This window comes from Paracoccus methylarcula, from assembly GCF_003007735.2.
Taxonomy (GTDB): domain Bacteria; phylum Pseudomonadota; class Alphaproteobacteria; order Rhodobacterales; family Rhodobacteraceae; genus Paracoccus; species Paracoccus methylarcula.
The window spans coordinates 182,166-208,997 of record NZ_PXNQ02000002.1 but is presented as its reverse complement, the minus strand read 5'-3'; the positions used below and the strand labels follow the sequence as shown (position 1 = coordinate 208,997).

Sequence of the window (26,832 nt, the reverse complement as noted above, 5' to 3'; positions counted from 1 at the left end):
AGATGAGCGATAAAGACGGTAAGAAGACACTCGGCCTCGGCGGCTCCAGCGGTCGCTCGGGTCAGGTCAAACAGAGTTTCAGCCATGGCCGCACCAAGAGCGTGGTCGTGGAAACCAAGCGCAAACGCGTCATGGTGCCCAAGACCGGTGCGGCCCAGGCCGGTGCCGGCGACAAGGCCAAATCCTCGGTCCACGCCAAGCGTGGAGGTGATCCGTCGAAACGCCCGGCGGGGATCTCCGAAGCCGAGATGGAACGCCGCCTGAAGGCGCTCGCCGCCGCCAAGGCGCGGGAAGCGGATGAGATCGCCGCCCGCGAGGCCGAGGAAAAGGCCCGCGAGCAGGAACGCGAGCGCCGCCGCGCCGAGGCCGAGGAAAAGGCCCGCGAAGAGCGCGAACGCGAAGAGGCCCTGAAGGCGAAAGCCGAAGAGGAAGCGCGCCGCGCCCGCGAGGCCGAGGAAAAGGCCAAGCAGAAGGACGCGCCGAAGAAGGAGGAACGGGCCAAGCAGCCTGCCGCCGCGCGGACGACTCCGCAGGACCAGGCCGCCATCGAGGCCGCCGCGGCCCGTGCCGAGACCAAGGGCGTCTCGGCGACCGGCCCGCGCAAATCCGAGCGCGATCGCCCCAATCGCGCCGGTGCGGAGCGTGACAGCCGTGGCAAGACCGTGCGCGACGACAATCGCCGTTCGGGCAAGCTGTCGCTGAACCAGGCGCTGGACGGCGAAGGCGGGCGGCAGCGCAGCCTGGCCGCGATGAAGCGCAAGCAGGAACGCGCCCGCCAGAAGGCGATGGGCCAGCAGCAGCGTGCTGAAAAGCAGTCGCGCGAAGTCCAGTTGCCAGAGACAATCGTCGTTCAGGAACTGGCCAACCGCATGGCCGAACGCGCCGCGGATGTCGTCAAGTCGCTGATGAAGATGGGCATGATGGTCTCGATGAACCAATCGATCGATGCCGATACCGCCGAACTGGTGATCGAGGAATTCGGTCACAAGGCCGTGCGCGTCAGCGATGCGGATGTGGAGCAGGTCATCGACACGATCGAGGATGCGCCGGAGGCTCTGCGTCCGCGGCCGCCGATCATCACCATCATGGGCCATGTCGACCACGGCAAGACCTCGCTTCTGGATGCGATCCGCAAGGCCAATGTCGTCTCGGGCGAGGCCGGCGGGATCACCCAGCATATCGGCGCCTATCAGGTGAAGGCGGAATCGGGTGCGGTTCTGACCTTCCTCGATACGCCGGGCCATGCCGCCTTCACCTCGATGCGGGCGCGCGGTGCGCATGTCACCGATATCGTCGTGCTGGTGGTGGCCGCCGATGACGCGGTGATGCCGCAGACCGTCGAGGCGATCAACCACGCCAAGGCCGCCAAGGTGCCGATGATCGTCGCGATCAACAAGATCGACAAGCCCGAAGCCGATCCCGACAAGGTGCGCACATCGCTGCTGCATCAGGAAGTGATCGTCGAAAAGCTGTCGGGTGACGTGCAGGATGTCGAAGTTTCGGCCATCTCCGGCCAGGGGCTGGACGAATTGCTGGAAGCCATCGCGCTGCAGGCCGAGATCCTGGAACTGAAAGCCAATCCGGAGCGTGCGGCACAGGGTGCCGTCATCGAAGCGCAGCTCGACGTGGGCCGCGGCCCGGTTGCCACGGTGCTGATCCAGAACGGCACGCTGAAACGCGGCGATATCTTCGTCGTCGGCGAGCAGTGGGGCAAGGTCCGCGCGCTCATCAACGACCAGGGAGAACGCGTCGAAGAGGCAGGCCCTTCCGTCCCGGTCGAGGTCCTGGGCCTCAACGGCACGCCAGAAGCCGGCGATGTCCTGAATGTCGTCGAAACCGAGGCGCAGGCCCGCGAGATCGCCGATTACCGGACCCAGCAGGCCAAGGACAAGCGCGCCGCAGCAGGTGCCGCGACCACGCTGGAGCAGCTCATGGCGAAAGCCAAGGCTGACGAGAGCGTCGCCGAATTGCCGGTGGTGGTGAAGGCCGATGTGCAGGGCTCTGCCGAGGCGATCGTCCAGGCGCTGGAAAAGCTGGGCAATGACGAGGTGCGCGTGCGCGTCATCCATTACGGTGTCGGCGCGATCACCGAATCGGACATCACCCTGGCCGAGGCGTCCCAGACCCCGGTCATCGGCTTCAACGTCCGTGCCAATGCCCCGGCCCGCAATTCGGCCAACCAGAAGGGCGTCGAGATTCGCTACTACTCGGTCATCTATGACCTGGTGGACGACATCAAGGCGGCCGCTTCCGGCCTGCTGTCGGCAGAGGTTCGCGAGAACTTCATCGGCTATGCCGAGATCAGGGACGTCTTCAAGGTCACCGGGGTCGGCAAGGTCGCCGGCTGCCTGGTCACCGAAGGTGTCGCCCGCCGCTCGGCAGGTGTTCGCCTTCTGCGCGATAGCGTGGTGATCCATGAAGGCACGCTGAAGACGCTGAAACGCTTCAAGGACGAGGTCAAGGAAGTACAATCCGGTCAGGAATGCGGCATGGCCTTCGAGAATTACGACGATATCCGCCAGGGCGATATCATCGAGATCTTCGAACGCGAAGAGGTCGAGCGCAGCCTGTAGGCTGCTGCCCGGACCCGGAATCGGAAAGGGGTGCCACATCGTGGCACCCCTTTTCTTTTACACCTGTTCCGGCAGGAAAAATAACAGCTTACTTGGTTACAGGCTTGCCCTCATAGGTTTGCTTGCCGACACGGACGATGACATTTCCGTTCGAGGTCGCCCGTTCGAACAGGCCCTGAACCGAGATATAGCCACCGATCTGAATTGTACGAATCATGACACTCCTCCTCGATAAGCCGATAATTGCCCATCATTCTCCACGAGTGAAGCGAATTATTGCTAAAATCACATCTAAGGCGGAGGAAATTCTACCTAAAGATGTATCAAAGCCACATCTGCAAGATCGGAAGCAGCGGAATATCGGCCGGTGGCATCGGATAATTGCGCAAGTCCCGCGCGTGGACCCATGTCAGGTTCTGCCCCTCCTGCGGACGCGCCACGCCATTCCATTTGCGGCATGCATATAGCGGCATCAGCAGGTGGAAATCCTCGTAGCCATGGCTGGCGAAACTCAGCGGAGCGAGGCAGGATTGCCAGGTGTCTATCCCAAGTTCTTCATGCAATTCGCGAATAAGCGCGGCTTCCGGCGTCTCTCCGGGCTCGACCTTGCCGCCCGGAAACTCCCACAGCCCGGCCATGGATTTGCCCTCGGGGCGCTGCGCCAGCAGCACGCGCCCGTCAGTGTCGATCAGCGCGACGGCAGCGACAAGAACCGTTTTCATCACGAGCGGTAATCGGCGTTGATATCGATATAGCCATGGGTCAGGTCGCAGGTCCACATGGTCTGCGCCCCCTGCCCCAGCCCCAGATCGACAGCGATCAGCAATTCCTGGTTCTTCATGTAGTCGCTGGCCCTGTCTTCATCGTAATTCTCGGCCCGCCAGCCATTCTCGGCCAGGATCATGTCGCCAAAGCGGATGGTCAGCCTGTCGCGATCGGCCTCGGCCCCTGATTTGCCGACCGCCATGACGATGCGGCCCCAATTCGCGTCCTCGCCCGCGATGGCGGTCTTGACCAATGGCGAATCGGCAATGGCGCGGGCGACCTTTTTCGCATCGCTATCCGATGCCGCGCCGGTCACCCGGACCTCGACGAATTTCGTCGCCCCCTCGCCGTCACGCACCACCAGATGCGCCAGCTCGCGCATGACATCCTGTAGCGCCCCCGCAAAAGCCTGCCCCGCCGGACTGTCCAGCGAAGTGATCTCGGCCGCCGCGCTGCGACCCGTCGCCGCCAGGATCAGCGCATCCGAGGTGGAAGTGTCGCTATCCACGGTGATCGCGTTGAACGTCGCGCCAAGGCCGGAATCCAGCACCTCTTGCAGCAGCGGCGCGGCGATTTTCGCGTCGGTAAAGATATAGACCAGCATCGTCGCCATATCGGGCGCGATCATGCCCGATCCCTTGGCGATGCCGGTGATGCGGATCTCTCCGCCGTCCCCGGCGAGAGTGGCCGAGGCGCCCTTGGGAAAGGTATCCGTGGTCATGATGGCGCGAGCGGCATCCGCCGCGCCAGCCGGATCGAGCTTGCGGGACAGATCGCCAATGATCGCCACGATCCGCTCATGCGGCAGCGGCTCTCCGATCACCCCGGTCGAGGAAGAGAACACATGCGTGGCGGGAATGCCCAGCTCCGCCGCCACGGCTCCGGTCACGGCATCGACCGATTCCTGGCCGCGCGCGCCGGTGAAGGCATTGGCATTGCCGGAATTCACGATGATCGCCGCGCCCGCATCGGCGGAACCGCCCCGGGCCAGCTTGGCCTGGTTGTCCAGCACGCAGGCCGCGCGGGTCGCCGACCGGGTGAAGGCCCCGGCAATCTGCGCGCCTTCGGCGATGCGGATCAGGGTCACATCGGTGCGGCCCCGGTATTTCACCCCCGCCGCGGCGCTGGCGAACTCGACGCCCTCGATCACCGGCAGGTCCGGAAACGCCGCCGGTGCCAGGGGCGATACGGGAAGCCCCGCCTCACCCATGATTATTCAGCCTCCAGCAATTCGGCCTTGTTCAGCAGCGCCGGATCGATGCCCTCGGTTTTCTCGACCTTGGCCTCGGTCGACACACGCTCGATCTCGGCCTCGATCTTGTCGCGGCGGATCTTTTGCACCAATTGCTCGCGGATTTCTTCCAGCTTCGGAGCCTCTTTCACGCGGGTTTCGTTCAACTTGATGATATGCCAGCCGAAATCGGTCTGGACGGGATCGGAAACCTGTCCCGGCTCCATCGCCTTCACGGCCTCGGCAAAGGGCGGAACCATCTGGTCGGCGGCGAACCAGCCCAGGTCACCCTTGTTCGGCCCGCTCGGACCGGTCGAGTTCTCTTCGGCCAGCGTGCCGAAATCGGCACCCTCATCCAGTTCCTTCTTCAACTCCTTCGCCTTCTCCTCGGTTTCCACGAGGATATGGGCGGCCGAAAATTCGGTTGTTGCCTCGGCATCGGCGAAAAGCTCGTCATATTCAGCCTGGATTTCCTCATCCGTGGGCTCGCCGCCGGACAATTCGGTCACGGCTGCGGCGGCCAGCGTATTGCGGCGCTGAAGCTCCAGCTGCGCGCGGACACCGGCATTCTCCTTGCCATTCTCGGCCACCGCCGTCTGGCGGATCAACTGGTCCAGCAACAGGTCCCATACCGCCTGATCGGGCAGCTCGGCCATCTGCGGATCCTGCATCGACTGCTTCATCACGATCATCTGGCCCAACGTGATCGGCTGATCGTTCACGGTGGCGACGACGGTATCGGCATTGCTTTCCTCGGCCATCAGGGTGGCGGGCACCATCATCGGCGCCGCGATCACGAAAGCGGCCAGAATCGAAGGTTTCAGCATGAAATTTCCTTTGTTAGTCACACCCGAATCCCCGAGCGGGGAAGGGCCAGCGTTGACAGTCAGGCAAGCCGGGCATACATCCCACGCAACCGTGGAAGGCGCCGCCGCCGCGTTTCGTTCAGGCCCCTGATACGGCAATGCGGCAGGTACGGGCAAGTGGCCCATTCGTAACAGCCTTTCCCAACAACGTGACTGTGAAGGTAACATGCTCGGCATCGGAACTCTGGCGAAGAAGGTCTTTGGTACGCCGAATGACCGCAAGGTGAAATCGACCCGCTCTCTGGTCGCCCGGATCAACGCGTTGGAAGACGAGTTCAAGGCATTGTCCGATGAAGGGCTGGTCGAGAAGACCCGCGAATTCCAGCAAAGGGTGCAGGCGGGCGAGCCGCTCGACGCGATCCTGCCCGAGGCATTCGCAAATTGCCGCGAGGGTGCCAAGCGCGCGCTCGGCCTGCGGGCCTTCGATGTGCAGCTCATGGGCGGGATCTTCATGCATCAGGGCAATATCGCCGAGATGAAGACCGGCGAGGGCAAGACGCTGGTCGCCACCTTCCCCGCCTATCTGAACGCGCTGACCGGCAAGGGCGTGCATATCGTCACGGTCAACGACTACCTCGCCAAGCGCGATGCCGAATGGATGAGCAAGGTCTATGCGCAGCTCGGCATGACCACCGGCGTCGTCTATCCCTTCCAGCAGGAGGCCGAGAAGCGCGAGGCTTACGCGGCAGACGTCACCTATGCCACCAATAACGAGCTGGGCTTCGACTATCTGCGCGACAACATGAAGGGCAGCGTCGAGGAAATGGTCCAGCGCGGCCATAACTTCGCCATCGTGGACGAGGTCGACTCGATCCTGATCGACGAGGCGCGGACACCGCTGATCATCTCGGGTCCCTCTCAGGACCGGTCCGAGCTTTACAAGGTGCTGGACAAATATGTCCCGCTTCTGACCGAAGAGCATTTCAAGCTGGACGAAAAGGCCCGCAACGCCACCTTCACCGAAGAGGGCAACGAGTTCCTTGAGCAAAAGCTGTCCGAGGATGGCGTGCTGCCCGAGGGCCAGACGCTCTACGATCCCGAATCGACCACCATCGTCCACCATGCCAGCCAGGCATTGCGGGCGCATAAGCTGTTCCTCAAGGACCAGCATTACATGGTCCGTGACGGCGAGGTGGTGCTGATCGACGAGTTCACCGGCCGGATGATGAAGGGGCGCCGCCTGTCGGACGGGCTGCATCAGGCCATCGAGGCCAAGGAGGGCGTGGATATCCAGCCCGAGAACGTGACGCTGGCCAGCGTGACCTTCCAGAACTATTTCCGGCTTTACGACAAACTGGCGGGGATGACCGGCACCGCCTCGACCGAGGCCGACGAATTCGCCGAGATCTACAAGCTGGGCGTGGTCGAGGTTCCGACCAACCGCCCCATCCAGCGTCTCGACGAGCATGACCGCGTCTATCGCACGGCGGGTGAGAAATACGCCGCCGTGATCGAGGCCATCAAGGAGGCCCACGCCAAGGGCCAGCCGACGCTTGTCGGCACGACCAGCATCGAGAAATCCGAGATGCTCTCGGCGCTGCTGACGCGCGATGGCATCCCTCACAACGTGTTGAACGCACGCCAGCACGAGGCCGAGGCGCAGATCGTCGCCGATGCGGGCAAGCCGGGCGCCGTTACCATCGCCACCAACATGGCCGGCCGCGGCACCGACATCCAGCTTGGCGGCAATGTCGAGATGAAGGTGATGGAGGCGCTGAAGGCCGATCCGGAGGCCAATCCCGACGAGCTGCGCGAACGGATCGAGGCCGAACACGCCGCCGACAAGCAGAAGGTTCTGGATGCCGGCGGGCTGTTCGTGCTGGGCACCGAACGCCATGAGAGCCGCCGTATCGACAACCAGCTTCGCGGCCGCTCGGGCCGTCAGGGCGATCCGGGCCGCTCGCTGTTCTTCCTGTCACTGGAAGACGACCTGATGCGGATCTTCGGCTCGGAGCGGCTGGACCGGGTGCTGTCGGGCCTCGGCATGAAAGAGGGCGAGGCGATCATTCATCCCTGGGTCAACAAGTCGCTGGAACGCGCACAGGCGAAGGTCGAGGGACGCAATTTCGACATCCGCAAGCAATTGCTGAAATTCGACGACGTGATGAACGACCAGCGCAAGGCGATCTTTGGTCAGCGGCGCGAGATCATGGATAGCGACGAGGTCGGCGAGATCGCCGCCGATATGCGCCACCAGGTGATCGAGGATCTGATCGATCAGCACATGCCCCCCAAGACCTATGCCGATCAATGGGATACGGAGGGGCTCAAGACCGCTGTCCGCGACGGTCTGAACATGAACCTGCCGATTGCCGAATGGGCCGAGGAAGAGGGCGTCGATCAGGAGGCGATGCGCGAGCGCATCACCGATACGACCGATACCTACATGACCGAGAAAGCCCAGGCATTCGGCGAAGAGAACATGCGGATGATCGAGAAGCAGGTGCTCTTGCAAATGATCGACCAGAAATGGCGCGACCATCTGCTGACGCTGGAGCATCTGCGCTCGGTCGTGGGCTTCCGCGGCTATGCGCAGCGCGATCCGCTGTCGGAATACAAGACCGAGGGCTTCCAGCTGTTCGAGAGCCTGCTCGACGGGCTGCGTGGCGACGTGACGCAGCGCCTTGCGCAAATCCGCCCGCTGACCGAGGCCGAGCGCGAGGAAATGCTGAGCCAGATGGCCGCGCAGCAGAAGGCGCGGCAGGAGCATCTGACGATGGAGCATGGCTCTGAATCGCAATCCTCGGATGACGAGGACAAGCCCGAGCCGCTGGTCCAGGGTTTCGACGAAAGCGATCCCTCGACATGGGGCGATCCGTCGCGCAACGATCCCTGCCCCTGCGGTTCCGGCAAGAAGTTCAAATACTGCCACGGCGCGATCTGACCCGGTGTTCCGCTACTGCGGGCCCGTTCGGTTGAGCGGCAACCTGCCGCAATGACAATCATGGAAACCGGGGCGATCACCGGATCGGTGATCGCCCCGGTCTTTCCGGTAAATGCCCAATGTTCCCGGAAAGCGTAAGACATTCCTAATCTTTCGGACCCAGAACATATCATAGGCGCTGCCGCCCTCCCGGCACCTCAAATGGGATTGCGGCATCTGCCTGCGTCTGTATTGATACGGATAGAACCACCTTGTCATGAGTGAAACATGCGGATGAGCAGGCATTCCGGCCCCCATGACGGCCAAGGCGAGCTGCGCCGCGCCAGCTCGCCCGGGTTTTCCCTGCTGGTCGCGGTCGGGATATTCTCGGCTGCCGTCAACCTGCTGATGCTGACCGGGCCGCTGTTCATGCTGCAGGTCTATGACCGGGTGCTTGGCTCGCGCTCGGTCGAGACGCTGACGGCCCTGTTCGTCCTGGTCGTCTTCCTGTTCCTGTTCATGGGCATCATCGACCTGGCCCGCAACCGGGTGTCGCAGCGCATCGCGGCCCGGTTCCAGGACCGGATGGAGCCCCGGGTCTTTGATGCGGCGCTGCGCGAAGGCGCCATGGCGGGCAACGATCCCGCCGCGACGGCCAGCGGCATGCGCGATCTGGACGCGATGCAGCGCTTCATGGGCTCTCCCGTGCTGCTGGCGATCTTCGACCTGCCATGGGCGCCGGTCTTCCTGGCGGCGGTCTATATCTTTCATCCCCTGCTGGGGGTCGTGGCCACGATCGGCGGGGTGATCCTGGTCGTCTCGACCATCGCCAACCGGATTTTCTCCAAGGCGCCGCTGCGGGAATCGGCAATCGCCTCGAACCAGGCGCAGCGGATGTCCGATCTCTACCATAACGAGGGGGAGGTGATCGGCGCGCTCGGCATGCGCGGGGCGAGTTTTGCCCGCTGGCGGAAACTGCGAGGCGAGGCCCAGGACCAGGCCGTGCGCGGCGCCGATCTTTCCGCCGGTTTCACCGTGTTCTCCCGCAGTTTCCGGCTATTTCTGCAAAGCGCGATGCTGGCGGCGGGGGCCTGGCTGGTCCTGCGCGAGGAACTGACGCCCGGCGCGATGATCGCCGCCTCGATCATGATGGGCCGCGCCCTCGCCCCGGTCGAGCAGCTGGTCGGCGGATGGGCCCTGGTCCAGGCGGCACAGGACGGGCGCGAACGCCTCGCCCGGCTGCTGAGCAAGCATCCTCCCGAAACGCCGCAGACTCCGCTGCCCCGGCCAACCGCACGGATCGAGGCGCGGCAGGTCAGCGTGGTGGCTCCCGGTCAGGACAGGCCGGCGTTGCGTGGCGTCAGCTTCGGGCTTGAACCCGGGCAGGCGCTTGGCGTGATCGGGCCTTCGGGGGCCGGAAAATCGACCCTGGCGCGGGCCCTGATCGGGGCCTGGCCGCTGGCAACCGGCTCGATCCGCCTTGGAAGCGCTCCGCTGGACCAGTATCAGCCGGATGTGCTGGGCAGCCTGATCGGCTATCTGCCCCAGCAGGTGACGCTGTTCGACGGCACCATCGCCGAGAATATCGCCCGCCTTGCGCCCGATCCCGATCCCGCGCGGGTGGTGAACGCGGCCAAGGCGGCGGCGGCGCATCAGATGATCCTCGATCTGCCGGACGGCTATGACACAAGGATCAGCCAGACCGGCGGGCGGCTGTCGGGCGGCCAGGTGCAGCGCATAGGCCTTGCCCGCGCGCTCTATCCCGACCCGGTGCTGCTGGTCCTGGACGAGCCGAATTCCAATCTCGACAACCAGGGCTCCGAGGCGCTGAACCAGGCGATCCGGCGGATCAAGGCCCAGGGCGGGGCGGTGATCATCATGGCCCATCGCCCGGCGGCGATCACCGAATGCGAGTTCCTGATGGTGCTGGAACAGGGCACCCGCCGCGCTCTCGGCCCGCGTGACGCCGTGCTCAAGGAGATGGTGCAGAATTCGGCCCAGATCCTCAATGCCCGGAAGGCCGGCGACCGGGGAGGCGTGGCATGAACGGACAGGACCGATCCCGGCACCGCGCCCAGCCAGAGCGGTGGTCGGTCCGGGGCTCCCTGATGCTCGGGATTTTCGCGATCATCCTGCTGTTCGGCGGCTTCGGGGTCTGGGCCTTCCAGAGCCGCATCGCCGGTGCTGTGGTCGCACCAGGACAGGTCGAGGTGCAGCAGCAGCGGCAGGTCGTTCAGCATCCCGATGGCGGCGTGGTCGAGGAAATCCCGGTCGAAGAGGGCGAAACCGTGGCCGCCGGGCAGGTCCTGCTGCGGCTGGACGGCACGCTGCTGATGACCGAACTGGCCATCGTCGAGGGCCAGTATTTCGAGATCCTCGCCCGCCGGGGCCGGCTGGAGGCCGAGCGTGCCGATGCCGAGGCGCCCGATTTTCCGGATGAATTGCTGGAAAGCGCCGGCCAGGATCCCAAGCTGGCCAAGCTGGTCGCGGGCCAGGAAAGCCTGTTCACCGCCCGCCGCGACACGCTTCACCAATCGCTGGAGCAATTGGCGAAGCAATCCCAGCAGGTGAACTCGCAGGTCACCGGTATCGATGCCCAGCTTGCCGCCCTGGCCGAGCAGCGCGAGTTGATCGGGCAGGAATTGACCGACCAGCAATCGCTGCTGGATCGCGGCCTGGCTCAGGCCTCCCGCGTGCTGGCCCTGCGGCGCGAGGCGGCGCGGATCAACGGCCAGATCGGCGAGTTGCAGGCCAATCGCGCCGCGGCCGAAACGCGCCAGACCGAGCTGGACGTGCAGCGCCTGCGGATGACCGCCCAACGCCGCGAGGAGGCCGAGACCGAGTTACGCGACCTTGGTTACCGCGAACTGGAACTGGCCGAGCGCCGCCGCAGCCTGATCGAACAGATCGATCGGCTGGAATTGCGCGCGCCCGCGGGCGGCATCGTCTATGACCTGAAGGTCACCACGCCACGTTCGGTCATCCGGGCCGCCGATCCGCTGATGTATATCGTGCCGCAGGACCGGCCGCTGGTGATCGGTGCGCGCATCGCCACGATCAATGTCGACGAGTTGCGGCCCGGCCAGCCCGTGGCGCTGCGCTTTGCCGCCTTCTCGTCGCGGACCACGCCCGAGATCAGCGGCAGGCTGCTGCGGGTCTCGGCCGATGCGCTGATCGACGAGGCGACCCGCGCGCCCTATTACCGCGCCGAGGTCACCATCCCGCCCGAGGAACTGGACAAGCTGGGCGAATTGGCCCTGATCCCCGGCATGCCGGTCGAAGTCTATATCCAGACCGGCGAGCGCAGCCCCATGGCCTATCTGCTGAAACCGCTGATGGATTACTTCAACCGCGCATTCCGGGAAAGTTGACCTGCATATAATGCAAGGGACGGGTTGTCTTTTCGTCCCTGCCATCTCACCCTCCGGTCATCAATTCCGGAGGAGATTGCCAATGCTCAGAGCCCTTTCCCGGCCAGCCACCCGTCTTATGGAGCGCTGGCTGCCCGATGCCTTCATCTTCGTCATCGTCCTGACCCTGCTGGCCGCCCTGGCGGCCATCGTCACGCAGGGCACATCCCCGGTCGCACTGGTCGAGATGTGGGGCAACGGTTTCTGGGCCTTGCTGCAATTCGCCATGCAGATGCTGCTGGTCCTGGTGACCGGATTCATCCTGGCCAGTTCACCGCCGGTCAGGCGGCTGCTGGCGGCCATCGCGGGGCTGGCGACATCGCGGGGCTCGGCCATCATCCTTGTCACGCTCGTGTCGCTGGCGGCAAGCTGGCTGAACTGGGGGTTCGGCCTTGTCGTGGGTGCGATCTTCGCCAAGGAGCTGGCGCGCAGATCCGGGTGGATTACCGGCTGCTGGTGGCCGCGGCCTATTCCGGATTCGTGATCTGGCATGGCGGGCTGTCGGGCTCGATCCCGCTGACCATCGCGACCGAGGGGCATTTCACCGCCGAGCAGATCGGGGTGATCCCGACATCGGGGACGATTTTCTCGGCCTGGAATCTGCTGATCGTCCTGGCACTGGTCATCACGGTGCCACTGGTCAACCGGCTGATGATGCCGCTGGAACATGAGCAGGTGCTGATCGATCCGGCGAAGCTGGACGGCGGCGCCCCGTCCCGCCGCCTGCCCCCCGATGCAACCCCGGCGGAGCGGCTGGAGAACAGCCCCGTCCTGATGTGGCTGATCGGGGTGCCCGGGCTGATCTGGCTGGGCTTCTATTTCGCGGGTGGCGGCGGCATCAACCTGAACGTGGTGAATTTCCTGTTCCTGTTCCTCGGCATCCTCTGCCACGGCACGGCCCGCAGCCTGCTGGGCGCGCTGGACGAAGGCGTGCGCGGTGGCGCCGGGATCGTGATCCAGTTCCCCTTCTATGCCGGCATCATGGCGATCATGACCGATAGCGGGCTGGCCGCGAACCTGTCGGAATGGTTCGTGTCGATCTCGACCGCGCAGACATTGCCGTTCTGGAGTTTCATCAGCGCCGGGATCGTCAATATCTTCGTCCCCTCGGGCGGCGGGCAATGGGCGGTGCAGGCACCGGTCATGCTGCCTGCAGCCGAGGCCCTGGGCGCCGATATCCCGCGCGTCGTGATGGGAGTCGCATGGGGCGATGCCTGGACCAACCTGCTGCAGCCCTTCTGGGCCCTGCCGATGCTGGGCATCGCCGGGCTGAAAGCACGCGACATCATGGGGTTCTGCGTCGTGCAACTGCTGATCACCGGGATCATCATCGGGGCGCTGCTTTATCTGCTGTAACCGTGTGGAATGGTCAAACCTATCGGAGGATGCGTCCCGCGATGGCCGGGGGGCTTTGCGCCCCCGTTGCCGGCAGGTCTCTCGAACCAGTGGCGCGACCGGCCGGCAACCCCCCGCAGGATATTTGCGTGAAGAAGAGAGCTAGACGGCAGGCCGATCGTCCGTCCCGGTCCTACAGCGTTTCTACTGCGCATTTCCGGACGCAAGACCGGTATCCACTTTTGCTGGCAATACTTTAGCGATCCTCGAACAAGTCGAGCTGGGCATCGTCGCGGCTCTCGTCCTGCTCAAAGCCCGACAGGGTGATGCCCAGCAGGCGGGCGCCGCGCGGGTCGGGCAGCACGGTCGCGGCCAGGTCCCGGGAGAGCGCGAGCATCTCTGCCTCGGTTTCCACGGCATGCGGCAGGGTTCGGGCGCGGGTGACCTGCTTGAAATCCGAAAACTTGACCTTGACTGTCACGGTCCGGCCCTGCAGTTCGTTCCTGGAAACTTGTCGCCAGACCTTCTCCGCCAGCGGCGCGAGGGCGTCATGCGCCTCTTCCAGCGTCATCAGGTCGGTGAAATAGGTGTTCTCGGCCCCCACGGATTTGCGGATGCGGTCGGGGCTGACCCGGCGGTGATCGATCCCGCGCGAGATATTCCAGTAATACCGCCCCGATTTGCCGAAACGCCGGGTCAGGAAATCCAGTTCCTGCGCATGCAGATCGGCGCCGGTATGGATGCCCATCGCCTGCATCTTTGCCGCCGTGGCCGGGCCAATGCCGTGGAATTTTCCGACCGGCAGGGTCAGCACGAAATCGGCACCGCGCCCGGGAGGGATGACGCAAAGACCATCGGGCTTGTTCTGGTCCGAGGCCAGCTTCGCCAGGAACTTGTTATAGCTTACGCCCGCGCTGGCGGTTAGTCCGGTCGTCTCGCGAATGCGCGCCCGGATCTCGCGGGCAACCTGAGTGGCGGTCTGGCCGGGCCAAAGATGGTCGGTCATGTCCAGATAGGCCTCGTCCAGCGACAGGGGTTCCACCAGCGGCGTGTAATCGTGGAAAATATCGCGGATCTGGGCGCTGACCGCGCGGTAGACGTCAAAGCGGTGGCGCACGAAGATCAGGTCCGGGCAGAGCCGCTTTGCCGTGACCGAAGGCATGGCCGAACGCACCCCATAGGCCCGCGCCTCGTAACTGGCCGCTGCCACCACGCCGCGCAGCGCCGCTCCGCCCACCGCGACGGGCTTGCCGCGCAGTTCCGGGTGATCGCGCTGCTCGACCGAGGCATAGAAGGCATCCATGTCGATATGGATGATCTTGCGGACCCGTTCGGGCCCGGCATCATGGGGCGCTTCGGCCCCGTCCGTCATTCGGCGAAGACACGGGCCGCGCCCGCCTCCATCCCCTCGCCCGCGCGGTCGAAGCGGATATGGGCGATGCCGCGCCCGTTCGCTTGGGTGAACAATGTCCCGACCTCGCGCCCCTCGCGGGTGATCGGCGTGCCGACCGGAGCCTCGCCCTCGATCCGCAGGGTCGTCAGGCCCTTGCGCAGCTCGGTCTTGTGCTTCATCCGCGCGGTGACCTCTTGCCCGACATAGCAGCCCTTGCGGAAATCGACGCCATGCAGGCGCTCGAACCCGGCTTCGAGGATATAGGTTTCATTCGGGATCAGTTCGATCAGCGTCTCGGGAATCGTATGGGCCACCCGGATCGCGTTCCAATCGCTGCCATCATCGCCCGTGCCGCCGTAAAGACGCCAGCCGAGCGCCTCGTGCCGGGGATCGGAGACCGCGCCTTCCGGGGCCGGGCCGGTCCCGCGCGCGACGGTCATGGCGACAGGTTCGAGCGCGACCTTCGAGCGCAGCTTGTAAAGCGTCAGACGGCGGATCAGATCCTCGGCCAGATCGGCATGGATATCGATCAGCAGCGCGTCGCCCTGCGGCACCACCAGGAAATCCGCCAGATACTTGCCCTGCGGCGTCAGAAGCGCCGCCCAGCAGGGCGCCCGGGTGACATCATTGGTCACGAGACCTTGCAGGAAATCCACCCGGTCCTCTCCGGTGATCCGGATGATCTGGCGCGTCATGAGGGTTCTCCGAATTGCATTGCGACAAGGCTGGCATAGCTGCCGCCCTTGCTCATCAACTGGTCATGACTTCCCTGTTCGACAACCCTGCCCGCGTCGATCACCACGATCTTGTCGGCATTGCGGATGGTCGAGAGCCTGTGCGCGATGACCAGCGTGGTGCGCCCCTTGGAAAGCCGGTCCAGCGAATCCTGCACCAGCCGCTCGCTGGCGGAATCCAGCGCACTGGTGGCCTCGTCCAGAAGCAGGATCGGGGCATCGCGCAGCACGGCCCGGGCAATGGCGACACGCTGACGCTGCCCCCCCGACAGGGATGAGCCGCGCGGACCCGCCGCGCTGTCCAGCCCCTGGTTCAGCCCGTCGGTGAATTCCGAGACATGCGCAGCCTCCAATGCCTGCCTGAGCGCGGTCTCATCGGCATCGGGCCGTCCCATCAGGATATTGTCGCGCAAGCTTTCGTCGAATAGCGCCGCCTCTTGCGACACGGTCGAAAACTGGTCGCGAAGCGTTTCAAGATCGTATTCGGCGACCGGAACCCCTCCCAGCAGGACACGCCCGCCATCGGGATCGACCATCCGGGTGAGCAGGTTGAAGACGGTGGACTTTCCGGCCCCGGACGGCCCCACAAGGGCGGTGGTCTGCCCGGCCTCGGCGCGAAAACTCAGCCCGTGAAGCACCTGCTGGCCGTCATAGGACAGCCGCACATCGTCCAGTTCGATCGAGGTGTCGGCGGGCGCCTCGCGGCGCGGGCCGGACAGGATGGTGGGATGCGTGTCCAGTATCTGGTAAATCCGCTCAAGGCTCGCGGCGGCGGTCTGCCAGTTGCCCGCCGTTCCGCCTAGGCGCCGCATCGGCTGGAAGGCCAGCGCCAGCGCCGTGAAGAAGGACATGAAATCGCCGACGCTGCGGGTGCCCTCCATCACCTGGCTGCCGCCAAGCGCCAGCACCGCCACGAAGCCGATCCCGGTCACGATATCGGTCAGCGCGGGCATCAGCACGCTGGTCGCGGCAACCTTGATCTCGGCACGCCGGATACGCCCGATGATCTCGCCAAAGCGCCGTGTCTGCGCCCCCTCGGCCCGGTTCAGCCGGATCGAGGCGATGCCGTGCAGGATCTCGTCCAGCCGTGTCGCGCGCAGGCTGGCATTGGCGCGGGATTGCCGCATCTTGCGGCGGATATAGCGCTGGATCAGCGCGGCGGGCGCGACCAGCAGCGGGATCCCGATCAGCGCCGCCACCGTCCAGGCCGGATCGATGGTGACGGCGACCGCGAACAGCCCGATCAGCGAGATCACGTCGCGCGTGGCGCCGGTGATGATGGTCGCCCATACCCCCTGCACGGCAATCGTATCGCCCTGGATACGCTCGATCAGCGCACCGGGGGAATTGTCCCGGAAAAACCGGCCATCCAGCGTCAGGATATGCGCCAGCATGTCGCGCTGCATCTCGGTCGAGATGTTCAACGAAATACGTTTCAGCAAGGACCGGCTGGCGATCAGGGTCAGTGCGCGCAGCAGGAAGATCGAGAAGATCGCGCCGCCGACCCACCAGAGCGCATCGGCCTCCTTGCCGACGAAGACCCGGTCGAAAAGCGGCTTCAGCATCCATGAGATCAGCGCCAGCGTCGAGCCTTCGACCGTCATCAGGCAAAGGCCAGGGCCATGGAACCGCGATGCTGGTGAAGGTAATTCTTCCAGAGCCTCGCGAACAGGCGGCGCGACGGAAGCTCCTGGGTGGCGGATTGTGTCACGGGAATGATCTTCTCCTTGGCAGAACCGGGAGGTCTCCGGCCCGCCGTAGCCGGGCCGGAGACCTCCCTACCGCCATAGCCCGTCCCGGCAGTCGCGGGCAAGCCGCGAGTCCGGCGAGGCTTGCCAGTTGACGACGGGCGGCAAGAGGCATACCGATTTTGCAGTTTGTGAAGGAACGCCATCATGAGCCTGGCCCTTGGGCATCCCGTCATCGCCATTCCCGGCCCCTCGCCCACCCCGGACCGCGTGCTGCGCGCGGCACATCGCGCTTCTCCCGACATCTACGGGGAGGAACTGCCAAAGCTGAACCAGCACGTGATGGACCAGTTGAAGCGGCTGGCGGGAACGAAGGCGAATCTCGCCCCCTATATCGGCAATGGCCATACCGGGTGGGAGGCTGCGGCAGCCAATATGTTTGCGCCGGGCGAGCGGGCATTGCTGCTGGTCTCGGGGCATTTCGGCGCATCCTGGGCCGCCCAGATATCCGAGATGGGCGTGGCGGTCGAGATCATGGATTTCGACAATGCGCCGGCCGATCCGGAGCGCCTGGCGGCAAGGCTGGCCGAGGATCGCGACGGGCTGATCCGCGCGGTGATGGTCTGCCAGACCGATACCGCCAGTTCCGCCGCCGCCGATATTCCCGCCATCCGTGCGGCAATGCAGGATCATCCGGCATTGCTGGTCGTCGATGCCATCGCCTCATTGGGATGTTCGCCGATGCATATGGATGACTGGGGCGTCGATGTGCTGATCTCGGCCAGCCAGAAAGGGCTGATGTGCCAGCCGGGGACGGCGTTCCTCTGGTTCTCGGACCGGGCGGCGGCGCGGGGGCGCACCCCGCTGACCACCCCTGTCTGGGACTGGCATCTGCGGGCCGGGGCCGAGGCCCCCTGGCGCTTCTGGAACGGCACGCCGCCGGTTCCGCAGCTTTTCGCCCTGGAAGAGGCACTGTGCATGCTTCTGGACGAGGAAGGGCTGGAGACAGTCTGGGCGCGTCATGCAGCCCTGGCCGAAACGGTCTGGGCCGCAGTCGAGGCCTGGGGCGCGGGAAATCCCGGCATCCGGCTGACCGTGGCCGATCCGGCGGGGCGCGCGCATTCCGTCACGGCGCTGTCGCTGCCCCGGGCCGATGCCCTGCGGGACTGGGTCACCACCAGGACCGGCGTCACCCTTGGCGTCGGGCTCGGGGCGAAGGATCCCGACAACGCGCTGCGTATCGCACATATGGGCTATTGCAATGCCGCCATGGTCATGGCCGCGCTTGGCGCGATGGAGGCGGGAATGACCGCCCTCTCCATCCCCCACGGTCCCGGCGCGCTCGAAGCCGCCGCCAAGGTCATCGCGGCCCGCGCCTGATGCGGTAGCCCGAAACGGTCCAGGCAATACCGGGGGGCGCGTGACATGGCGGCTCCACGCCCCCCTTCTTCTTCATGCAAATATCCCGGGGGTCCGGGGGCAGCGCCCCCGGCCTCTCATTGCATCGCTTATCGCGCGGTCTCGCGGATGATTTCGCCCTTCGGATCCAGTTCCAGCGTCACCGGCTCTCCCTGCGGATTGGTCGCTTCCAGCAGGATGCGCGGCCCGTCCATGTGCAGGAAACCGAACTCGCCATAGCCGGCGTCCGACAACTGCCTGTTGACCTCGGAAGGCTCGAATTCCGGAGCGGGCATCCTCCGGGGACCACCGTGAGCCCCATCGGGACCGGGAGCCATCCGGCGCATATGCTTTTCCCGCGCTCCGTCACCGTGATCGGGTCCCCAATGACGCCCCTCGCGATGCATTCTCTTGCCGTCCGGCCGCCTGTCATCGTCGTCGCGGCCAAAGCGCAGCAGGCGGCCGTCCTGATCGAACAGGGCGAAGATCTCCTCGCCCTGGGCATCCTCGCCCTTCACGCCAAGCATCTCGCGGCGTGAGCCGATCTCCTCGATCACCGCGAATTGTCCGATCATCTCGTTGCTGCGGATCGATTGCGGCAAGAGCGAATCGATCAGCGTCTGCGGTAACGGGCCGTCATCGGCCTCGACCCCGATCAGTTTTCCCGAGTTATCGACCCGCGCCTCGATCTCGGTGCCATCACCGGTTCTGCCTTCGATCTCGCGGAAACCGCCACGCTTGATCCGGGATTCGATGTTTTCCAGGTTCAGCGCCTCGAGTTCCGCCGGCAAGGCGGGCTGCGCGGCACCAGAGGACGAGTTGGCCGGGCGCTGATCGCCCTGCGCCCCTGTCTGGGCCATGGCGCCGCCACCGATGCTCGCGATCACGGCGATAATGGCCGTGGCACCCAGGAATTTATCTCTGCTCATGAAACATCCTTTCATTCTTCTCGATCGGCGGCAATTCCGCCACCGGACGAATCATCTCTAACCGCCACGTGCCGAATGAATCGCCAATGAGCCATTTGGTTTTCGTTTGGCTGGAATTCGTCATAATGGCGGCATGCACCGTCTCGCCCCGATCCTTGCTTCCCTGCTATTGCTGCCTCTTCCGGTTGCCGGGCAGGATATCGCGCCCCGATCGGAGGCGGCGATCAGCGCGTTCCGCCCCCTGCCCCTGCACGAGATCGCGGAATCGGTCACGAACCGTTACCGGGGCCGAATCATCGCGGCGAATATCGTGCCCCCGCATCCTTTCGAGCGGCGCTTGGAGGCTCAGCTCATATATGAGATCCGGCTGATCACGCCCCAAAGCAACCTGCTGAATATCCGCCTGGACGCCCGGACGGGGCGGTTTATGGAAATCGCGGGGCGCGGCCAGATAGAGGCGCGCAAACCGGTCGGAAACAAGCAATGAGGAAATCATGCGAGCCTTGATCGTCGAGGATGACCCGGCCTTGTCCGAACAGCTTGCCACGGCCATGCGCGATGCGGGCTTTGTCACCGATCTGGCCATGGACGGCGCAGAGGGCGAATATCTGGGCGCGACGGAAAGCTATGACGTGGCGGTGCTGGATCTGGGCCTGCCGGGAATGCCAGGGATCGAGGTGCTGACCCGCTGGCGCGACCAGGGGATCGGGATGCCGGTGCTGATCCTGACGGCGCGGGGCGACTGGACCGACAAGGTTGCGGGCTTCCGGGCCGGGGCCGATGATTATGCCGTCAAACCCTTTCGCCTCGACGAGGTGGTGCTGCGCGCCCAGACCCTGATCCGCCGCGCCGCAGGCCATGCCCGCCCGGTGATCGAGGCCGGGCCATTGCGGCTGGACAGCCAGCTCGGGCTGATCACCCGTGACGGGATGGCGCTGAAACTGACCGCCTTCGAGACCCGCATCCTCAGTTACCTGATCCATCACAAGAACCGCATCGTCAGCCGCACCGAGCTTAGCGAGCATCTTTACGAGGCCGATACCGACCGCGATTTCAAATCCATAGAGGTGGTCATCGGACGGCTGCGCAGGAAGATCGGCGAAGGCGTGATCGAGACCCGGCGCGGCGAGGGCTATATCCTGCGGGCCACCGCCTGATGCGATCGATCCGGGGACGGCTCCTGATCCTGGCGGCGGTGTGGCTGAGTGTGGCCCTGCTGGCGGCCTTCCTGTTCATTTCGCATCTGCTGGAGCGGTTCGTGACCGACCGTTTCGATGCCGAGGCAGCAGCCATCGCCGATGCTCTGACCGCTTCGCTCGAGGTTGATGACAGCCGGGTCGAGCTTGACGATGCCCCATCAGATCCGCGTTTCCTGCTGCCACTCAGCGGCTGGTATTGGCAGGTCACGGCGGAAAACCAGGTCGTTGCGCGCTCGGATTCGCTGTTGGACGGACGGCTGGACGGACCGGCGGGCGATTTCGCCGGAGGTCATGGCATCGGCGCGGATGGGGCGGAATTGCGGGTTCTCCGGCGCGAAGTGACGATCCCGGACAGCGCATCGCGGATCGCCATCACGGTCACCGCCCCGCAAGCGCAGATCAATGACAGCCTGCGCCAGATTGTCCGACCCCTCGCGATCTCGCTCGCAATTCTGGGGCTGGGACTTGCCGCGGCCAGCCTTCTGCAGGTGACGGTGGGGCTGCACAGCCTCGACCGGTTGCGGGCGGATCTTGCGGAGGTGCGGGCGGGCCGGGCCCACCGCCTCACCCTGCCCGATGTGAGCGAGCTGCGCCCACTGACGAGCGAGATCAACGCAAGCCTCGACCAGAACGCCGATCTGCTGGCCCGCTCGCGCCAGCATCTGGGCAATCTTGCCCATTCGCTCAAGACGCCCCTCTCCGCGCTGGCCAATGAACTGCCGGGCGATCATCATGGCCAGGCATTGATTACCCGGATGGACCGGCTGATCGGATGGCATCTGCGCCGGGCCCGCTCGGCCGGTCCCCGGACGTTGGGTCAGCGCGTCCCGGTCCGCCCGGTCATCGAGGACATCCTTCTGGTGCTGCGCTGGCCGGTTCAGGACAAGGGCATGACAGTGCGGACAGATTGTCCGGAAGATGCGGGTTTCGCGGGCGAGAGGCAGGATCTGGAAGAGATGATCGGCAACCTGACGGAAAATGCCGTCAAATGGGGGAAAAGCCACGTGGATATAAGCGTCACCCCGGCAGAAGACCATCTGGATATCCGCATCGAGGATGACGGCCCCGGCATGGCCGAGACCGATGCCCCGCGCGCCCTGATCCGGGGTGCGAGGCTGGATGAGCACGGCCCCTCGGGCTCTGGCCTTGGCCTTGCCATCGTCGCCGACCTGGCGGCGCTGCATGGCGGGGAATTGCGGCTGGAACGCGCCCGTCTTGGCGGGTTGGCGGCGATCCTGCGCCTGCCGGGGTGACGCCCGCGCGGCAGACGGGCGGGCGCCTCCGGGAATGGCTTATCCCCAGATTTCCACGAATTCGCGCCATTCGCGGGCGCTCATCCCCGATTGCTCCTGCGTCACCGTCTCGCCCGCCAGCCGCCGTTTCAGCACCGCGACGGCCTGCGACGACAGGCTGACCGCGTCCATCCGGTAATCGCGGAAGGCGGCAAAGGCGGCTGGAACCCAATCCGCGACGATCCCGCATAGCGCATCGGCATAGGCGCGGATTTCATATTGCGCATGGGCATCGGCGCGCAGGCGCAGGAAATGCAGCAGGTTGTGCAGATCGACCTTCCAATACCACTGGGTATAGATATTGGCCGGCAGGTTCATCCGCGCCAGTTCCCGCGCCAGCCCCTGCTGACCGTCCTGGCTCAGCATCGCCTCGTAATGGTCATAGCTGCGCATCGCGTCCTCGCGCAGCAGGTCCAGCACCCGTGCCGCCTCCTGCCCCTGCAGAACTTCGCCCCGGCCCTGGTTGTTGCTGGCCGATTGCGCGGCCAGATGCTCGGGTGCGGGGATGTAGAATTCGCGGTCAAGGATCGAGTAGCGGGCCGAATATTCGTTCACATTGGCGGTGCGATGGCGAATCCACTGGCGTGCGACGAAAACCGGCAGCTTGACGTGAAGCTTGACCTCGCACATCTCGAACGGGGTCGAGTGCCAGTGCCGCATCAGGTAGCGGATCAGCCCCTCGTCATTCTGCACCGATTTCGTGCCCCGCCCGTAAGAGACCCGCGCCGCCTGGCAGATCGCCGCGTCGTCGCCCATGTAATCCACCACCCGGACGAAACCGTGATCCAGCACCGGATGGGCAGTATAGAGATGCTGCTCCATCCCCTCGGAAATCACCCGCAGGGTCTGGCGCGGGGATTGGCGCAGATTGTCGATCTCGGCCTGCTGTTCGGGGGTGACTGGCGTATTCATGGTGGTTCATCTCTCGTTCTGACACATCATCTTGTGCCATCCGCAGGCGAGTCGTTCAACCGAATTGCGCGCAGGCCACCGCATTGCCTGTCGCGGCGCCACATGCCAATCTGTCGCCCGAACGGCATTCCAGCAAGGAGACCCGCAATGAATATCCGCTATCTGCACACCATGGTCCGGGTGAAGGATCTCGATAAGACGATGGAATTTTTCCGCCTTCTGGGGCTGGAGGAGACCCGCCGCATCGACAATGACAAGGGCCGTTTCTCGCTGATCTTCATGGCTCCTCCGGGCCAAGAGGACTGCCCGGTCGAACTGACCTATAACTGGGACGGAGACGAGGGCCTGCCATCGGACAGCCGTCATTTCGGCCATCTCGCCTATCGCGTCGGCAATATCTACGAGATGTGCCAGAAGCTGCAGGATGCTGGCGTGACCATCAACCGCCCACCGCGCGACGGGCATATGGCCTTCGTGCGCAGTCCCGACAATATCTCGATCGAATTGTTGCAGGAAGGGGAAGCCTTGGCACCCGCCGAACCCTGGGCCAGCATGGAGAATACCGGCCACTGGTAAGCATCTTTTCCATGCCGGGGCGAGCCGCCCCGGAGTCAATCGATACGGGTCAATAGATATAGCGTATCCGCTCGGCCCAGAAGGCGTCGATATGGCGGAATTGCTGGTTGACCCTGACCAGGGGCGGTTCGCTCAGGATACCCGACTGATGCAGTCCTTCGGCATGGCGGATGAACATCTCGCGCATAATATGGCGTATCCTGAGCCCCTCATCCGTCAGCCGGATCCGGACCGAGCGCCGGTCCAGATCGCATCGCTCGTGATGGATATACCCCATCGTCACCAGCTTTTTCAGATTATAGCTGACATTCGAACCCTGATACATGCCGCGCGAGCGCAACTCGCCCGCGCTGACCTCGTCCTCGCCAAGATTATACAGGATAAGCGCCTGAACCGGCGTCAGGTCCTGCCGGCCCAAGCGTTCGAATTCATCCTTGATCAGATCCAGCAGGCGCCGGTGCAACCGCTCCAGCAGTTGCAGGGTCTGCATATAGGCCTCGGCATTTTCCGAAGCCTTGTCGGAAACTTCGCCCATATTCGAGGCGATCCGAGCCTGTGGCACACGGGAAAGCATGGCCGGATATGTCCTGTCTTGCGTCTCGATTGACCCAAGGATGGTCCGGAAAAGCGAATCTTCGGTTAAATCGCCGCAGAAACTGAAAATATGATCCATTTTCAGGCTCGGGACCTGCCCCGGCAGGTTATCCGCCCGGTGCGGCGAACCGCCCGGCCGCATGCGCCGCGATCCTGTCGAGCAGTGATCCGAAACCGGCGGGCCCTGCCTCGCCCCCCTGCCCGCTCAACCGGGCCGTGATCCAGCGATACAGGTCCTGGTCGTTTTCCGCCAGCAGCGCCTCGTAGATGCCGAATTCGCCATCGTCCAGTTCCGCCAGGGCACCGTCCGAGAACGGGCCGAGGATCAGGTCCATCTCCTTCATGCCGCGCCGCCAGCTGCGCATCCGCAACCGCCGCAACCGGGTCTCGTGGCTTTCGGCCTCTGTCATCATCCTGCTCTCCTTGCCGTTCCGCCGATGCTTGTGGCCCGGCGGCAAACAACCTATGCCATGACAGGACCAAGTTCAAACCGGCAGGACCAGCAGAATGGGCTTTCTTTCCGATACGCTCGCACGGGTGAAACCCTCCCCCACCATCGCCATGACCACGCGCGCCGCGGAATTGCGCGCCGAGGGCCGCGACATCATCGGCCTCTCTGCCGGAGAGCCCGATTTCGACACGCCGGAACATATCCGGCAGGCGGGGAAGGCGGCGATCGATGCCGGGCATACGCGCTATACTGCGGTGGACGGCACGCCCTCGCTGAAACGCGCCATCTGCGAGAAATTCGCCCGCGAGAACGGGCTGGATTACGCGCCGTCGCAAATCAGCGTCGGCACCGGCGGCAAGCAGATCCTGTTCAACGCGCTGATGGCCACGCTTAATCCCGGCGACGAGGTGATCATTCCCGCGCCCTATTGGGTCAGTTATCCGGACATGGTGCTGCTGGCGGGGGGCACGCCGGTCATCGTCCCCTGCGGTATCGAGACGGGTTTCCGTCTCACCCCGCAGGCGCTGGAAGCCGCGATCACGCCGCGCACGAAATGGCTGATCCTGAACTCGCCCTCGAACCCCTCCGGGGCGGGCTATGGCCGCGACCAGATGCGGGCGCTGACCGACCTGCTGCTGCGCCATCCCGACATCTGGGTGCTGAGCGACGACATCTACGAGCATCTCGTCTTCGACGATTTCGAATTCACCACCCCGGCCCAGGTCGAGCCGCGCCTGAAGACCCGCGTCCTGACCATGAACGGCGTCAGCAAGGCCTATGCCATGACCGGCTGGCGCATCGGCTACGGCGCAGGACCCGAGCCGCTGATCAAGGCGATGGCCAAGCTGCAATCGCAATCGACCTCGAATCCCTGCTCGATCAGCCAATATGCCGCCGAAGCCGCCCTGACCGGTCCGCAGGATTACATCTCGACCAGCCGCGAGGCATTCCAGCGCCGCCGCGACCTGGTTGTGGAGGGGCTGAACGCCTGCCCCGGCATCGATTGCCCGACCCCGCAGGGCGCCTTCTATGTCTATCCCTCCATCAAGGGGTTGCTGGGCAAGATCTCTGCGGCCGGGACCCGGCTCGACAGCGACGAAGCCTTTGCCAATGCATTGCTGGAAGAAACCGGCGTCGCCGTGGTCTTCGGCGCGGCCTTCGGCCTCAGCCCGCATTTCCGCATCTCTTACGCGACCAGCGACGAGCAATTGACCGAAGCCACCGCCCGCATCCGCCGCTTCTGCGAAAGCTGCGCCTGACGGCTGCCCGAGGGCTCGGCCGGCCGCTTCTTCTTCATCCAAATATCCGCGCCGCAGGCACGCCGCCCCACAAGGGGCGGCGTTCACTCACTGCTTTTGTCCATCGGACGGTTTGTCCGAACCCGCCTTCTTCACGTCCAGGTGGCAGGGGATCTTGAACCTGCGGTTCTTCTCGGCCCGCCGTTTCGACCAGCGGTCAAGCCAGCGCCGGAAGCCCCGCATCCTCATGTCACAGCGCCGTCCAGCCGCCATCGACGCTGATCGTCGTGCCGGTGATTTGCGCCGCCGCGTCGCTGCACAGGAAGACGGTGGTGTCGCCGATCTCCTCGACGGTGGCGAATTCCTTCGAGGGCTGGCGTTCCAGCATCACCTTCTTGATCACGTCCTCGCGGTTCATGCCGTATTCCTTCATCGTGTCGGGAATCTGCGCCTCGACCAGCGGGGTCAGGACATAGCCGGGGCAAATCGCGTTACAGGTGATCCTTTCCTGCGCGGTTTCCAGCCCGGTCACCTTGGTCAGGCCGACGACCCCGTGCTTGGCGGCGACATAGGCCGATTTGAACGGGCTCGCCGTCAGGCCGTGGGCCGAGGCGATATTGACGATCCGCCCCCATCCCGCCTTACGCATCAGCGGCAGGGCCGCCGCCGTGGTGTGAAAGGCCGAGCTCATGTTGATGGCGATGATCGCATCCCATTTTTCGACCGGGAATTCCGGGATCGGCGCGACATGCTGGATACCGGCATTGTTCACCAGGATATCGCAGGCCCCGGCCTGTTCAACCAAGGCCCGGCATTCATCCGCCTTGGACATGTCGGCCTTGATGTAACGCACCTTCACGCCGTGCTCGCGTGCCATTTCCTCGGCCAGCGCGTGATCCTCGTCACGGTCGGTAAAGCTGTTCAGCACCATATCGGCACCCGCCTTGGCCAATTGATGGGCCACGCCCAGCCCGATGCCGGAATTCGAGCCCGTCACCACCGCCGTCTTGCCCGTCAGGAATTTTTCAAACATCACGTCCTCGAACTTGCGTTTTACCTGCCGACATCCTAACCGCTCCGGTTATCGCCTGCAGCCGGAAACGACCATTCGTGCCCGGCGGCGATCCATTCGCCGATCACAATGAGTTGCGGTCATGTCCATGAAGGGAACCCTTCCGCGGCCGGGATGTTTGGTCGCCAGCAGCCCTGCTGAAGCGGCGTCCAGCCCTTGCCGGGCCCATAAAAAAAGCGCCCGCACAAGGCGGGCGCAAGTCATGAGGCAGGTTTCATACAGGCAAGAAACCTATCGAGCAGTGAGTTATTTATACGCGAGTCGGCCTCCGAGTCCAACACCGAAGTTTGTCCCGGCATTGACGCGTCACCGG

Annotated in this window: 24 protein-coding genes; 12 read left to right on the top strand and 12 right to left on the bottom strand. The window is 64.5% G+C overall.

Annotation, left to right across the window (positions count from 1 at the left end; all coding sequences use genetic code 11):
* The first annotated feature begins 2 nt into the window (after positions 1-2).
* Positions 3-2,573, top strand: a complete 2,571-nt coding sequence (gene infB, locus A7A09_RS04170) for a translation initiation factor IF-2 (RefSeq protein WP_106690439.1) — start codon at positions 3-5, stop codon at positions 2,571-2,573.
* 88 nt (positions 2,574-2,661) lie between these two features.
* On the opposite strand, the gene A7A09_RS21780 is transcribed toward infB, so the two are convergent.
* The 4 genes from A7A09_RS21780 to A7A09_RS04155 all read right to left on the bottom strand — a co-directional run bounded on the left by A7A09_RS21780 (position 2,662) and on the right by A7A09_RS04155 (position 5,396).
* Positions 2,662-2,790, bottom strand: a complete 129-nt coding sequence (locus tag A7A09_RS21780) for a hypothetical protein (protein ID WP_281277379.1) — start codon at positions 2,788-2,790, stop codon at positions 2,662-2,664.
* A 106-nt stretch (positions 2,791-2,896) separates the two neighbouring features.
* Complete coding sequence (locus A7A09_RS04165; RefSeq protein WP_106690214.1) at positions 2,897-3,295, bottom strand: (deoxy)nucleoside triphosphate pyrophosphohydrolase; 399 nt, start codon at positions 3,293-3,295, stop codon at positions 2,897-2,899.
* On the bottom strand, positions 3,295-4,548 hold the full coding sequence (gene argJ, locus A7A09_RS04160) for a bifunctional glutamate N-acetyltransferase/amino-acid acetyltransferase ArgJ (RefSeq protein WP_106690213.1): 1,254 nt from the start codon (positions 4,546-4,548) through the stop codon (positions 3,295-3,297). Before argJ ends, A7A09_RS04165 begins: the two co-directional genes overlap by 1 nt.
* Positions 4,549-4,550: 2 nt before the next feature.
* Entirely contained in the window at positions 4,551-5,396 is an 846-nt protein-coding gene (locus A7A09_RS04155; protein WP_106690212.1) for a peptidylprolyl isomerase, read from the bottom strand.
* Positions 5,397-5,601: 205 nt separating this feature from the next.
* On the opposite strand from A7A09_RS04155, the gene secA reads away from it, so the two are divergent.
* The 5 genes from secA (at position 5,602) to A7A09_RS04135 (ending at position 13,064) form a co-directional block, all read left to right on the top strand.
* The gene (secA, locus tag A7A09_RS04150) at positions 5,602-8,319 is read left to right on the top strand and encodes a preprotein translocase subunit SecA (protein ID WP_106690211.1); all 2,718 of its coding nucleotides are present in this window, start codon (positions 5,602-5,604) and stop codon (positions 8,317-8,319) included.
* 273 nt (positions 8,320-8,592) lie between these two features.
* Positions 8,593-10,344 carry a type I secretion system permease/ATPase gene (locus tag A7A09_RS04145; protein ID WP_106690210.1) on the top strand — a complete coding sequence of 584 codons (1,752 nt, stop codon included), beginning with the start codon at positions 8,593-8,595 and terminating at the stop codon, positions 10,342-10,344.
* Positions 10,341-11,669 carry an HlyD family type I secretion periplasmic adaptor subunit gene (locus tag A7A09_RS04140; RefSeq protein WP_106690209.1) on the top strand — a complete coding sequence of 443 codons (1,329 nt, stop codon included), beginning with the start codon at positions 10,341-10,343 and terminating at the stop codon, positions 11,667-11,669. The genes A7A09_RS04145 and A7A09_RS04140 overlap by 4 nt, the downstream gene beginning before the upstream one ends.
* A gap of 82 nt (positions 11,670-11,751) precedes the next feature.
* Entirely contained in the window at positions 11,752-12,192 is a 441-nt protein-coding gene (locus A7A09_RS21775; protein WP_281277378.1) for a TIGR00366 family protein, read from the top strand.
* Complete coding sequence (locus tag A7A09_RS04135; RefSeq protein ID WP_281277377.1) at positions 12,147-13,064, top strand: short-chain fatty acid transporter; 918 nt, start codon at positions 12,147-12,149, stop codon at positions 13,062-13,064. Before A7A09_RS21775 ends, A7A09_RS04135 begins: the two co-directional genes overlap by 46 nt.
* A gap of 235 nt (positions 13,065-13,299) precedes the next feature.
* On the opposite strand, the gene dinB is transcribed toward A7A09_RS04135, so the two are convergent.
* Genes dinB through A7A09_RS04120 form a run of 3 tightly spaced genes read right to left on the bottom strand, consistent with a single transcriptional unit; the run spans position 13,300 to position 16,774 of the window.
* Positions 13,300-14,415 (bottom strand): DNA polymerase IV, encoded by a 1,116-nt coding sequence (gene dinB, locus A7A09_RS04130; RefSeq protein WP_106690208.1) that lies wholly within the window; start codon positions 14,413-14,415, stop codon positions 13,300-13,302.
* Positions 14,412-15,131, bottom strand: a complete 720-nt coding sequence (ygfZ, locus tag A7A09_RS04125) for a CAF17-like 4Fe-4S cluster assembly/insertion protein YgfZ (protein WP_106690207.1) — start codon at positions 15,129-15,131, stop codon at positions 14,412-14,414. Before ygfZ ends, dinB begins: the two co-directional genes overlap by 4 nt.
* Positions 15,128-16,774: an ABC transporter ATP-binding protein gene (locus tag A7A09_RS04120; protein WP_106690206.1), complete on the bottom strand. Its 1,647-nt coding sequence runs from the start codon at positions 16,772-16,774 to the stop codon at positions 15,128-15,130. The genes ygfZ and A7A09_RS04120 overlap by 4 nt, the downstream gene beginning before the upstream one ends.
* A 291-nt stretch (positions 16,775-17,065) precedes the next feature.
* On the opposite strand from A7A09_RS04120, the gene A7A09_RS04110 reads away from it, so the two are divergent.
* A complete protein-coding gene (locus tag A7A09_RS04110; protein ID WP_106690204.1) occupies positions 17,066-18,238 on the top strand; it encodes a pyridoxal-phosphate-dependent aminotransferase family protein in 1,173 nt (390 codons plus the stop codon).
* A gap of 128 nt (positions 18,239-18,366) precedes the next feature.
* Here the strand turns inward: A7A09_RS04110 and A7A09_RS04105 are convergent, their stop codons facing one another.
* Positions 18,367-19,185 carry a hypothetical protein gene (locus A7A09_RS04105; protein ID WP_106690203.1) on the bottom strand — a complete coding sequence of 273 codons (819 nt, stop codon included), beginning with the start codon at positions 19,183-19,185 and terminating at the stop codon, positions 18,367-18,369.
* Between the two features lie 133 nt (positions 19,186-19,318).
* Here A7A09_RS04105 and A7A09_RS04100 point away from each other — a divergent pair, with 133 nt between their 5' ends.
* The 3 genes from A7A09_RS04100 to A7A09_RS04090 are packed head-to-tail and all read left to right on the top strand — an operon-like array spanning position 19,319 to position 21,637.
* A complete protein-coding gene (locus A7A09_RS04100) occupies positions 19,319-19,672 on the top strand; it encodes a PepSY domain-containing protein (RefSeq protein WP_106690202.1) in 354 nt (117 codons plus the stop codon).
* A 7-nt stretch (positions 19,673-19,679) separates the two neighbouring features.
* Positions 19,680-20,342, top strand: coding sequence for a response regulator transcription factor (locus A7A09_RS04095; protein ID WP_106690201.1), 663 nt, complete (start codon positions 19,680-19,682; stop codon positions 20,340-20,342).
* Positions 20,342-21,637: a sensor histidine kinase gene (locus tag A7A09_RS04090; RefSeq protein ID WP_106690200.1), complete on the top strand. Its 1,296-nt coding sequence runs from the start codon at positions 20,342-20,344 to the stop codon at positions 21,635-21,637. The genes A7A09_RS04095 and A7A09_RS04090 overlap by 1 nt, the downstream gene beginning before the upstream one ends.
* Before the next feature lie 39 nt (positions 21,638-21,676).
* On the opposite strand, the gene thyX is transcribed toward A7A09_RS04090, so the two are convergent.
* A complete protein-coding gene (thyX, locus tag A7A09_RS04085) occupies positions 21,677-22,588 on the bottom strand; it encodes an FAD-dependent thymidylate synthase (protein WP_106690199.1) in 912 nt (303 codons plus the stop codon).
* A gap of 147 nt (positions 22,589-22,735) precedes the next feature.
* Between thyX and A7A09_RS04080 the strand changes: the two genes are divergently transcribed.
* Complete coding sequence (locus A7A09_RS04080; RefSeq protein ID WP_106690198.1) at positions 22,736-23,164, top strand: VOC family protein; 429 nt, start codon at positions 22,736-22,738, stop codon at positions 23,162-23,164.
* A 49-nt stretch (positions 23,165-23,213) separates the two neighbouring features.
* On the opposite strand, the gene A7A09_RS04075 is transcribed toward A7A09_RS04080, so the two are convergent.
* Both A7A09_RS04075 and A7A09_RS04070 read right to left on the bottom strand, forming a co-directional pair.
* Complete coding sequence (locus A7A09_RS04075; protein ID WP_106690438.1) at positions 23,214-23,699, bottom strand: MarR family winged helix-turn-helix transcriptional regulator; 486 nt, start codon at positions 23,697-23,699, stop codon at positions 23,214-23,216.
* Positions 23,700-23,865: 166 nt separating this feature from the next.
* On the bottom strand, positions 23,866-24,171 hold the full coding sequence (locus A7A09_RS04070; protein ID WP_366465409.1) for an FAD assembly factor SdhE: 306 nt from the start codon (positions 24,169-24,171) through the stop codon (positions 23,866-23,868).
* A gap of 94 nt (positions 24,172-24,265) precedes the next feature.
* Here A7A09_RS04070 and A7A09_RS04065 point away from each other — a divergent pair, with 94 nt between their 5' ends.
* Entirely contained in the window at positions 24,266-25,468 is a 1,203-nt protein-coding gene (locus A7A09_RS04065) for a pyridoxal phosphate-dependent aminotransferase (protein ID WP_106690197.1), read from the top strand.
* A gap of 229 nt (positions 25,469-25,697) precedes the next feature.
* Here the strand turns inward: A7A09_RS04065 and A7A09_RS04060 are convergent, their stop codons facing one another.
* Positions 25,698-26,480 carry a 3-hydroxybutyrate dehydrogenase gene (locus A7A09_RS04060; protein ID WP_106690196.1) on the bottom strand — a complete coding sequence of 261 codons (783 nt, stop codon included), beginning with the start codon at positions 26,478-26,480 and terminating at the stop codon, positions 25,698-25,700.
* Positions 26,481-26,832 lie beyond the last annotated feature (352 nt).